The organism is Paenibacillus sp. N119s (genome assembly GCF_059447605.1).
The window spans coordinates 1-9,044 of record NZ_JCAJRU010000208.1 but is presented as its reverse complement, the minus strand read 5'-3'; the positions used below and the strand labels follow the sequence as shown (position 1 = coordinate 9,044).

11 protein-coding genes are annotated in these 9,044 nt (G+C 47.8%); all 11 read right to left on the bottom strand.

From position 1 onward, the window contains the following. On the bottom strand, window positions 1-1,554 hold a 1,554-nt coding region (dxs, locus tag AC5V8P_RS19985), incomplete at its 3' end, for a 1-deoxy-D-xylulose-5-phosphate synthase (protein ID WP_495473800.1). Between the two features lie 107 nt (window positions 1,555-1,661). Continuing rightward, window positions 1,662-2,585 carry a polyprenyl synthetase family protein gene (locus AC5V8P_RS19980; RefSeq protein WP_064796350.1) on the bottom strand — a complete coding sequence of 308 codons (924 nt, stop codon included), beginning with the start codon at window positions 2,583-2,585 and terminating at the stop codon, window positions 1,662-1,664. Then, entirely contained in the window at window positions 2,557-2,817 is a 261-nt protein-coding gene (xseB, locus tag AC5V8P_RS19975; RefSeq protein ID WP_063213564.1) for an exodeoxyribonuclease VII small subunit, read from the bottom strand. Before xseB ends, AC5V8P_RS19980 begins: the two co-directional genes overlap by 29 nt. Beyond that, window positions 2,807-4,120: an exodeoxyribonuclease VII large subunit gene (gene xseA, locus AC5V8P_RS19970; RefSeq protein WP_063213705.1), complete on the bottom strand. Its 1,314-nt coding sequence runs from the start codon at window positions 4,118-4,120 to the stop codon at window positions 2,807-2,809. The genes xseB and xseA overlap by 11 nt, the downstream gene beginning before the upstream one ends. A gap of 66 nt (window positions 4,121-4,186) precedes the next feature. Next, the gene (folD, locus tag AC5V8P_RS19965; protein ID WP_064796349.1) at window positions 4,187-5,044 is read right to left on the bottom strand and encodes a bifunctional methylenetetrahydrofolate dehydrogenase/methenyltetrahydrofolate cyclohydrolase FolD; all 858 of its coding nucleotides are present in this window, start codon (window positions 5,042-5,044) and stop codon (window positions 4,187-4,189) included. A gap of 37 nt (window positions 5,045-5,081) precedes the next feature. Further along, the gene (gene nusB, locus AC5V8P_RS19960; RefSeq protein ID WP_063213566.1) at window positions 5,082-5,531 is read right to left on the bottom strand and encodes a transcription antitermination factor NusB; all 450 of its coding nucleotides are present in this window, start codon (window positions 5,529-5,531) and stop codon (window positions 5,082-5,084) included. A gap of 135 nt (window positions 5,532-5,666) precedes the next feature. Further along, complete coding sequence (locus tag AC5V8P_RS19955; RefSeq protein WP_063213567.1) at window positions 5,667-5,900, bottom strand: DUF2273 domain-containing protein; 234 nt, start codon at window positions 5,898-5,900, stop codon at window positions 5,667-5,669. A gap of 15 nt (window positions 5,901-5,915) precedes the next feature. After that, entirely contained in the window at window positions 5,916-6,455 is a 540-nt protein-coding gene (gene amaP, locus AC5V8P_RS19950) for an alkaline shock response membrane anchor protein AmaP (protein ID WP_063213568.1), read from the bottom strand. Window positions 6,456-6,529: 74 nt separating this feature from the next. Next, the gene (locus AC5V8P_RS19945; protein ID WP_013310820.1) at window positions 6,530-6,943 is read right to left on the bottom strand and encodes an Asp23/Gls24 family envelope stress response protein; all 414 of its coding nucleotides are present in this window, start codon (window positions 6,941-6,943) and stop codon (window positions 6,530-6,532) included. A 124-nt stretch (window positions 6,944-7,067) separates the two neighbouring features. Continuing rightward, window positions 7,068-8,411 carry an acetyl-CoA carboxylase biotin carboxylase subunit gene (gene accC, locus AC5V8P_RS19940; protein WP_063213569.1) on the bottom strand — a complete coding sequence of 448 codons (1,344 nt, stop codon included), beginning with the start codon at window positions 8,409-8,411 and terminating at the stop codon, window positions 7,068-7,070. Between the two features lie 61 nt (window positions 8,412-8,472). After that, a complete protein-coding gene (accB, locus tag AC5V8P_RS19935; RefSeq protein WP_063213570.1) occupies window positions 8,473-8,964 on the bottom strand; it encodes an acetyl-CoA carboxylase biotin carboxyl carrier protein in 492 nt (163 codons plus the stop codon). Window positions 8,965-9,044: the final 80 nt, after the last annotated feature.

The following is a 9,044-nucleotide window of genomic DNA, read 5'->3' as shown; positions in this document are numbered from 1 at the left end:
CGCAGCCTCTGTTGCCACTTGGAGCATCGGTCCTGAAGCGATTACAGCGTAGCCCTCGCCTTTACGCAGAAGCTCCCAACTGCCGATGGGAAGAGCACGCAATTCTTTATCCAACGGCACACCAACCACATTAACACGTGGGTAACGATAAGCAATTGGACCGTCTTCGTAGTCGAGTGCTGTCTTCATCATATGGCGCAGCTCGTTTTCATCCTTTGGCATCATAAGCACAAGATTCGGAATATGACGCAAGAACGCTACATCAAACACGCCATGGTGAGTTTCACCATCAGCACCAACAAAACCAGCACGATCAATCGCGAACATCACGTTCGCATTATGACGACAAATATCGTGCACAATTTGGTCATATGCACGCTGCATAAAAGTGGAATACACCGCAAATACCGGCTTCATCCCTTCCATAGCCAACGCTGCACACATGGTTGCAGCATGCTGCTCAGCAATACCGACGTCAATCATACGTAAAGGAAACTCTTTACTAAACGGTACCAGTCCTGATCCACCAGGCATTGCAGGGGTAACCGCAATGATGCGCTCATCCTGCTCAGCCAGTTCAATCAGCGTTCTACCGAAAATTTCCGTATACATCGGATTGCCTACAGCTTTGAGTACCTGACCTGATTCAATTTTGTATGGACTGATGCCATGCCACTTGTACGAATCAGCCTCTGCAGGCTTATAACCTTTACCTTTGGTGGTTACGACATGCACTAATACCGGACCAGTAACGTTGTCAGCCTGCTGAAAAGTTTCAATTAGCTTGGACAAATCATGTCCATCGACCGGACCAAGGTACGTAAATCCCAGCTCCTCAAATAACACACCTGGCACCATCATATATTTAAGACTGTCCTTGACACGGCCAGCCGATTTGGCAAGTTTACCGCCTATAGCGGGTATTTTTTTCAGCAAAACTTCCAGCTCATCCTTTGCCCGCAAATAGTGACGGTCAGAGCGGATTTTGCTCAAATAATTATGCATGGCCCCTACATTCGGGGCGATGGACATTTCATTATCATTCAAAATGACCATTAAATTTTTACGTTCATGACCAATATGGTTTAAGGCTTCGAAGGCCATGCCTCCAGTTAATGCTCCGTCCCCGATCATTGCAATAACTTTATTGTCCTCGCCCTTCAAATCCCGTGCCAAGGCCATCCCCATTGCAGCCGAAAGAGAAGTACTGCTATGTCCAGCCTCCCAAACATCATGCTCGCTCTCGCTTCTTTTTACAAAACCACAGAGTCCATCATGCTGACGAAGTGTATCAAAACGATCCATTCGCCCTGTCAATATTTTGTGCACGTAGGCTTGGTGCCCAACGTCATAAATCATCTTGTCCTTTGGACTGTTATAGCAATAATGCAGGGCGATCGTGAGCTCAACCACTCCCAGATTCGATGCCAGATGCCCCCCAGTCACGGACAGCTTCTCAATCAAAAAGCTCCTGATTTCCTCGGCTAGAGAAGCCAACTCCTCAACCGACAGTGATTTCAGATCGCCTGGTTGCTTTATATGTGGAAGCAGCACGCATATCTCCCCGCTTTCCTTCAAGTTTGTGTGTAAAGTTAACAAATATTATATCACACTTTTGGATTGTACTTAAACGCAGACAAGTTAAAGCTATTCCAACTCTCCTAATGATCACGCTTCATCAGGTAATCAGCTATCTCAAGCAATCGCGAAGAATCGGGAATCCCACTTTCTGCAATCATTTTTTTGGCAGAGGCTGTGAGTTCTTCCACTTGTCGCAAAGATGCGTCCATACCGATGAAATACGGATAGGTAACCTTCTCCTGTTCAACATCGCTCTGCGTTTTTTTTCCCATTTTGCTTTCATCGCCTACGAGATCCAATATATCGTCCTGAATCTGAAAGGCCAGTCCCAAATCTTGTCCGAAGCAGCGAAGGGCCTCTAGCTGACTCTTGTCTGCTCCACCAATCCGACCACCTGCCAAAAGTGAGAAAATGATCAAATCAGCCGTTTTATGAAGGTGGATATATTCCAATCCCTCGATCCCTGTTATTCCCTGCTCGCCTGACATATCTGCCACCTGTCCACCTACCATGCCTCTGGCACCGCTCATTTCGGATAAATCCTCAACTATGGACAATAGTGCATCGGAAGAAACACCGTGACGACGTCCCGCCTGCACGATGCTGTAAAACGCATGGGTCAGCAAAGCATCGCCCGCAAGAACAGCAACCGCCTCGCCGTATACCTTATGATTTGTCAGCTTTCCTCGCCGATAATCATCATCATCCATCGCCGGCAAGTCGTCGTGAATGAGGGAATACGTATGTACCATCTCTACTGCACATGCTACTGGCATCGCCGCTTCCCTGCTTCCACCAAATGCTTCTGCAGCGGCGATCACAAGCAGAGGCCGCAGCCGTTTCCCGCCTGCGGTGAGTGAGTAATCCATAGATTCCCGAAGAATAGCGGGAATATTCCAATGCGCCGGAAACTGCTCGGTCAATGCAGACGAAACTGCATCCGCCGTCACAGTCAGATATTCCTTGAACGACGGTCTATTCAAGCACTTCACCGCCGTTTTCATCCAATCCACCGCCAAAAGGCTTCTTGCGCAAATCCCCATCCTCTTCCACAATCATTTCAATTTTACGTTCGACTTGCTCCAGCTTCTGACTGCAAAGCTGAGACAGCTTCATCCCCCGCTGGAACAAATCAATGGCTTGTTCCAGAGGAACGTCTCCATGCTCTAGTTGTCCGACAATTTCTTCAAGAGCGGCCATGGCCGCTTCAAAATTCAATTCCGATTCATTCGCCACCGTGCTTCGCGTCCTCCTTCATTCCCCATACTTGGCAGTCTAACTGCCCGTCACTCACTTTTATCTTGATGGAATCTCCCGGTTGTACATCTTTGAGCGACTTGATTAGCCGTTTCTCCTGCTCATCGTACACCAAGCTGTAGCCTCGGGCCATGACTTTGAGCGGACTCAGTGCATCCAATTGACGAATTCCAGTGTGCAGCTGCTGTCGTCCCGTTTTTGCGATCGCACGCATCGCAGACTCCAGCTGACGTTGCGCCATATCGGTCTGCTTGCGCGCTGAACGAATTTGTTCACGCGGATTAAACCGCTCTAGTACCTGACGCATACGGGCGTTTTTCTCTGCGTTTAAGCGTGAACGGTTAGTTGCTGCACGGATCAGACGCTGATGGAGCATGTCCATCCGCTCTGCATGCTGGAGCATATAGCGGCGCGGATGCAGCAGCACTGGCGAACGCTGAAGCCGCAGCAAGCGTTCACGGCTGGCTTCCAGCCGCTGCCGGAGAGCATTCCGTAACCGTTGCTCCCGCTGGAGCAGCTGATCCCGAAGCTCTCCCTGATGAGGGACGGCCAGCTCAGCCGCTGCGGTTGGCGTCGCTGCGCGCAGGTCAGCCACAAAATCAGCAATGGTAAAATCCGTTTCGTGTCCAACAGCCGAAATGACAGGAATGACCGATGCGTAAATGGCACGCGCAACCGCTTCCTCATTAAACGCCCACAATTCTTCTAAAGAGCCACCGCCCCGTCCAACGATCATCACCTGAACCTCTTGCATCCGATTCATGGCTTCAATGGCCTTAACAATCGAGGGGGCGGCACCTTTTCCTTGCACAAGAACTGGATACAACACGATTCCAGCCTGCGGGTATCGCCGTTGAAGTGTGGTGATAATATCACGCACAGCCGCTCCGGTCGGTGACGTAATTACGCCAATGGTTGCCGGGTGAGCTGGCAGATCCCGTTTGCGAGAGGGATCAAACAGCCCTTCTGCATCAAGCTTTTGTTTGAGCTGTTCATAAGCCAGATAAAGGCTGCCTATACCGTCAGGCTGCATTTGAGTTGCATAAAATTGATATTGTCCATCCCGTTCGTATACGGATACGTTTCCCCGGGCAATAACACGCGTACCTTCCTTCGGTACGAACGGGAGCCGTCTATTATGGGTCGCAAACATAATCGAACGTATCCGGCTCCCCTCATCCTTGAGCGTAAAGTACATGTGACCACTCGAATGATGCGTAAAGTTTGAAATTTCCCCGCGTATCCATACATCAGACAGCACCTGATCGGATTCCAGCTTCATCCGGATATAACGATTCAGGTCCTTTATAGAGTAAATACGGTGTTGTTCATCCACAGGCAACTGCCTTTATGCCAAACCGTGCGAGCGCTTGGCCGCTACGAGCGTATTTTGCATCAGCATTGTAATCGTCATGGGACCTACTCCGCCGGGAACAGGCGTAATCGGACCGGACACTTGCTTTACGCTCTCAAAATCAACGTCACCCGCCAGCTTTCCGTTCTCCAGACGATTCATTCCCACATCGATAACCACTGCACCTGGCTTAACGAACGAAGCATCAATAAAGTTGGCTTTACCAATGGCAACGACCAAAATGTCCGCTTGCTTGCTGAGTTCGGCCATATTTGCTGTCCGAGAGTGACACATCGTAACCGTAGCATTTTCACGCTGCAGCAATAAAGACACTGGCTTGCCCACGATATTACTGCGACCAATAACAACTGCATGTTTACCGGCTATTTCTACTCCAGCGCGTTTGATTAACTCAATGACTCCAGCGGGAGTACAAGGCAACAAGCTATCATCACCGATGACCAGCTTCCCTACATTTACGGGATGAAATCCGTCAACATCTTTCTCCACTGCAATCGCGTCAATGACAGCTTTTTCATGAATATGCTTTGGCAACGGCAGTTGTACCAAAATTCCGTGGATATTACTTTGATGATTCAGCTTATCCACCAGTTTCAGTAGTGCTTCTTGCGAAGTATCTGCCGCCAGGCGGTGAACCTCAGAGTAATAGCCGAGGTCATGACACGCCTTTTCCTTATTTTTAACATACACCTGAGAAGCAGGGTCTTCGCCTACCAGTACAACAGCCAGTCCCGGTTGAAAGCGGTGTTCTTTCAAACGAATGACCTCTTGCTGAATGCTTGTCCGAATATCCTGAGAGATTTGTTTACCATCAATGATCGGTGCTGACATGTTTATCCACTCCCCAACCTGATTCAGTAGTCTCTAATTAAAAACGTGCTTTCAATTGCTCCAGCTCTTGTATAACTCGTCCCAGCACACCATTAACAAATTTACCCGATTCATCGGTGCCAAAATGCTTCGACAATTCAATGGCTTCATTGACTGCTACCTTGGCTGGAACATCTTCGCGGAAAATCATTTCATATACGGCAAGTCTCAAAATTTGACGATCCACACGGGAAAGTCGGCTAATCTGCCAGCCTTTCAGGTAATCCGCCAACAGCCCGTCAATAGCTTCCTTGTGCTCCCATGTACCACGCACATGCTCCAAAACATACGCTCTTAACACTGCTGCGTTTTTAATCACGACCTCGGCTTCGTTTTCCTCAGCCGCCTCCTGAAGCAGCATATCTACAGCTGCCGCTGCATCTACTTCATTCATTTCCATATGGTACATGCTCTGTACCGCTAATTCCCTCGCCAGACGTCTTTTCATGCCCTGCCTCCTACGCTTGCCTATATCTATTTTCATTTTAACCAATTTCCACAAAAAAACCTGTGAACGCATCCTCCAAAACCGTTGGGCGCAAATAAGCTACAGCTCTATTTTGGAGAACACGTATCACAGGGTTCATTTAAAAGGACGCCAACGTTGCGACAACCATTCGCCCCATTCTTTCCAAGGAAAGAATGAACCAAGCGCTGAATCGCTCCGTCTTCCTAGCGTATATCCGATGAACACCATCAATGCAAAGAACAACATATTCCAAAAGCCTGCCCACAAATAAATAAAACCGAAAAAAATACCAGCCGTGATCCCCATGATCCGGCCCTTGTAACTTCCCCATATTTCTTTCCAGGGCATCAGGGAAAATCACCTCTATTCCACACGACTCTTAAAGCTTGGTGACTGAGAAACATTAGCGATGTACACCGACACATTGGACACTGGAATTCCTGTAATTTCTTCCACATGGTCGTGTACCCCCTTTTGTACCTCGGAGGTTAACACCGGAATGGAGCTTTCCCCGTCAACAATCGCCCGAATCGTAATATCTAGTCCCGATTCCAACACACGAACGCGTGCTTTCAGATCCTGCATCCCGCGAAATCGGGAAGCCGCTTTGAGGCACAGGTTTTCGATAGTATCCACCGAAATCTGAATATCACCATATTCGGTTCGTTGATCAATAGAATGCTGTACGGTTTGGTTCCGTCGAATAGAGATATAAAAAAAACGAAGACTCAATAACAACAGAACTCCTGCGATAATCAAGCTGGTAAACCATACCACTCGCTCATCCTCAATACTTAAAACATACGGAATGGCCCCGCTTAGGAGGAGGATGGCGAGAATGGAGATAATTCCGATACTTAAGCTGTACAAGAACAGCAGAAGTCTGTCCACCACTTTAGCCACGAAACGCACAGCCTCCTTAAATTAGAGTAAACCCTCGACCCATAAGGATCGGGGGTTTGTACAAAAGTATCGCTCTATTTAACCCGTCCGGCGCCCAGCACTTCCGGCTCTTCTACTTTTTCAGCATTTTTGAATTGAACATCATGAATTTGCACGTTCACTTCAACCACGTTAAGACCTGTCATATTTTCAATGGAACGCTTAACATTATGCTGAATAGCAGCAGCCACCTCAGGCAGACGGTTACCATACTCAATAATAACGGAGACATCTACGGCAGCTTCACGCTGTCCGACTTCCACTTTTACACCTTTGGATAAATTTTTGCGGCCTAGCAATTCGGCAAATCCGCCAGCAAATCCGCCACTCATTCCCGCTACGCCCGGCACCTCGACGGTAGCCAGTCCGGCAATGACTTCAATAACTTCCGGGGCAATTTGAATCTCCCCAATTTCTGTACGTTCGAATTCGGTTGGCACTGTGCTCATACCTTCAACACCTTTCGGTCAAAATAAGTTTCATCCAGCTTTGGATATCAAAGCAGACATGCTCACTTATTATCCATACTATATCATTTGGCGTTCATTATGACAAACTGAGGAAATATACCGCTTAAACTTCGTTTTCCTCCAAAAATTTAATATCAAAATCGCCTTCAATAAAGGTCGGATGCTCTAGCAAGCGCTGGTGAAAAGAAATCGTTGTGGGGATGCCCTCAATCGCAAACTCCGTCAAAGCTCGCTTCATTTTAGCAATTGCCTCCTGCCGTGTAGGCGCCCACACAATCAGCTTGGCGATCATAGAATCATAGTAAGGCGGAATGCTATAACCTGGATAAGCAGCACTGTCTACACGTACCCCAGGACCACCTGGAGGCAGATAAAATCCGATCTTACCCGGTGCAGGCATAAAATTACGATCTGGGTCCTCAGCGTTAATGCGACATTCTATCGCCCAGCCATTGATAGTGACTTCTTCCTGCGTAAAGGAAAGCGGATGTCCTTCAGCTACTGAAATCATTTCTTTGATCAGATCGACACCAGTAATCATTTCTGTTACTGGATGTTCTACCTGAATCCGTGTGTTCATTTCCATGAAGTAGAACTTATTGTCTGGGCCAAGCAAAAATTCGAGCGTGCCTGCACCAGAGTATTGTACGGCCAAAGCTGCACGAACAGCTGCCTGCCCCATTTCTTCACGGACATCCTGCGATAGTACTGGACATGGTGCTTCCTCCAACAACTTCTGACGACGACGCTGTACAGAGCAGTCCCGTTCGCCCAAATAGGCAACATTACCATGCTTGTCCGCTATGATCTGTATTTCCACGTGCTTCATACCGGTCAAATATTTTTCCAGGTACACACCCGCATTACCAAATGCCTTTTGTGCTTCCTGCTGAGCGGTAGTGATTTGCTGGATAAGGTTATCCTCGTCTTCAGCGATACGAATCCCCTTACCACCACCACCTGCTGTGGCCTTGATAATGACGGGATACCCGATATCACGTGCAATGCTGATCGCATCCTGCATATCCTCAACCAGTCCGTCTGAACCAGGAATTACAGGGACCCCGGCATCCTTCATGGTCTGCTTGGCGACAGCCTTATCCCCCATTTTGTTAATTGCTTCAGGAGAAGGTCCAATGAACGTTATATTGCACGATTCGCAAATTTCTGCGAAGTCTGCATTTTCCGCTAAAAATCCGTAACCTGGATGAATGGCATCACATTCAGTTAATGTAGCAACACTCATCAGGTTCGTAAAATTAAGGTAGCTGTCCTTGGACAACGTTGGTCCGATACAGTAAGCCTCATCTGCGAGACGCACATGTAGCGAATCCTTGTCAGCTTCCGAATAAACGGCAACTGTCGAGATATTCATTTCGCGGCAAGCGCGAATGATACGAACTGCAATTTCTCCACGGTTCGCGATCAATACTTTTTGAAATGTCATGACTTTATCCTCCCTGGGAGCAGTCTTGTCGAACCCTCAGAAAAAGGGACAACCAAGCTTCTTACTCCGGTTTCACAAGGAACAATGGCTGACCATACTCCACCAACTGTCCGTTTTCGGCCAAAATTTCCACAATTTCGCCCTTCACTTCAGCTTCCAACTCGTTCATCAACTTCATCGCTTCAATGATACATACCGTTGTTTTTTCGCCTACTTTACTGCCGATACTCACATACGGAGCCGTATCCGGGGATGAAGAACTATAGAAAGTGCCTACCATCGGAGATACGATTTTATGTAGATTGCTTGCATATTCCTTCGGCTCCCCAGCATTTGCATGTCCAACATCGGACTGTACTTGTGGATTCGGAATTGCAGCTTGTGGCGCCACTGTATAAGCAGGCGCTGTTACAGGAGCCTGTACCGTAACGATCTCGCTTTTGCCCGGTTTACGGATCATCAGGCGAGTTCCTTCATTTTCAATTTCAAGCTCATGCACAGACGTTTCATCCACCAGCTTGATCAATTCCTTAATCTCGCTTAATTTAAACATCTCTATTAATCACTCCTTCAGCATTTTGCCGGTTGCTGATAACATTTTTGAAACAGCTTTATGTATTATATCACAATCAT

Excerpts from the sequence above, each read along its gene's own strand:
- accC (WP_063213569.1), bottom strand. The coding sequence starts at position 8,411 with ATGACATTTCAAAAAGTATTGATCGCGAACCGTGGAGAAATTGCAGTT.
- AC5V8P_RS19955 (WP_063213567.1), bottom strand. The coding sequence starts at position 5,900 with ATGCCCTGGAAAGAAATATGGGGAAGTTACAAGGGCCGGATCATGGGG.
- xseA (WP_063213705.1), bottom strand. The coding sequence starts at position 4,120 with ATGAAGCTGGAATCCGATCAGGTGCTGTCTGATGTATGGATACGCGGG.
- accB (WP_063213570.1), bottom strand. The coding sequence starts at position 8,964 with ATGTTTAAATTAAGCGAGATTAAGGAATTGATCAAGCTGGTGGATGAA.
- AC5V8P_RS19945 (WP_013310820.1), bottom strand. The coding sequence starts at position 6,943 with ATGAGCACAGTGCCAACCGAATTCGAACGTACAGAAATTGGGGAGATT.
- AC5V8P_RS19980 (WP_064796350.1), bottom strand. The coding sequence starts at position 2,585 with ATGAAAACGGCGGTGAAGTGCTTGAATAGACCGTCGTTCAAGGAATAT.
- folD (WP_064796349.1), bottom strand. The coding sequence starts at position 5,044 with ATGTCAGCACCGATCATTGATGGTAAACAAATCTCTCAGGATATTCGG.
- nusB (WP_063213566.1), bottom strand. The coding sequence starts at position 5,531 with ATGAAAAGACGTCTGGCGAGGGAATTAGCGGTACAGAGCATGTACCAT.